Origin of the sequence: Jannaschia formosa (assembly GCF_003340555.1) — a bacterium.
GTDB classification, from domain to species: Bacteria; Pseudomonadota; Alphaproteobacteria; order Rhodobacterales; family Rhodobacteraceae; genus Jannaschia; species Jannaschia formosa.
On sequence record NZ_QPLJ01000109.1, the window covers coordinates 1 to 876 of the forward strand.

Annotated in this window: 1 protein-coding gene and 1 pseudogene; one reads left to right on the forward strand and one right to left on the reverse strand. The window is 64.4% G+C overall.

Annotation, left to right across the window (positions count from 1 at the left end; translation table 11 throughout):
• Positions 1-273 precede the first annotated feature (273 nt).
• Positions 274-603: a hypothetical protein gene (locus DR046_RS23420; RefSeq protein WP_135227406.1), complete on the forward strand. Its 330-nt coding sequence runs from the start codon at positions 274-276 to the stop codon at positions 601-603.
• A gap of 108 nt (positions 604-711) precedes the next feature.
• On the opposite strand, the pseudogene DR046_RS23035 reads toward DR046_RS23420, so the two are convergent.
• Positions 712-876 (reverse strand): annotated as a pseudogene (locus DR046_RS23035) (ISL3-like element ISMdi2 family transposase); the annotation flags it as partial.

An 876-nucleotide genomic window follows, 5' to 3' on the forward strand; every position in this document is an offset into this window, starting at 1 on the left:
GCATCACGCCTCGAACCCCTCTTCTGGCCGGCCAGCCCGGGCCGAAACCGCACCAGCCTGCGCACTTGTCTGCCAAAACCCTCACCGCCAGGCGAAATCGACAGGTTGTCGGAGGTGTCCACCTGTTGCAGGGCGAGCTGGACAAGGCCAACCTAGAGGTTGCGGCATTGCAGCGCCGCCTTGACAAGGGAGAAGCCGTCATCGCCATCCAAAAAAAGTGGCGGCGCTGCTGGAGGAGATGGAACAGACATCCGAGCGCGGCGGAACATCATGATGGCCGCGGCGATTGCCTTGCCAGCCGGCAGCGGTCTGACATCGACCGTCTGCGCCGCGCTGCGGGTGTCGCGGGCAAGCGTTTTGCGCCACCGCGCGGCTCTGGCGGCCCGGCCACGCGCAGCAAAGCCGCGCCCGCCGTCACACCGCGCCTTGCCGGAGCGGGAGCGAACTCGGGTCCTGGACCATCTGCGCAGTCCCCGCTTCGCCGATCAGGCGCCCACGGAGGTCTTTGCGAGCTTGTTGAATGAAGGCACTTACCTGTGCTGGATCCGCACGATGTATCGGATTTTGGCCGCGCAAGGCGAAGCTGCCGAGCGTCGCCGTTAACGCACGCATCCCGTCTAACAGATGCCCAAAGTGTCAATCGGCACTGAATCGTGACCCTGTATCGGCGTCCAAAAGTGGGTCTGACGCAAAGTTGGTGCATTTCCCGGTTCATGATGCCGCTACGAGGCGGGCTTTCAGGGGGTCGATGTTGGCCCGGCCATACATCTGGCGTTTGAGGGTTTTCAGGCGGTTGATCTGCCCCTCCGTCTGGCCGTTGGACCACGGCTCCGTCAGCGCTGCGGCAACGGCGGCGTGATCGCTGGCAAGGCCGCA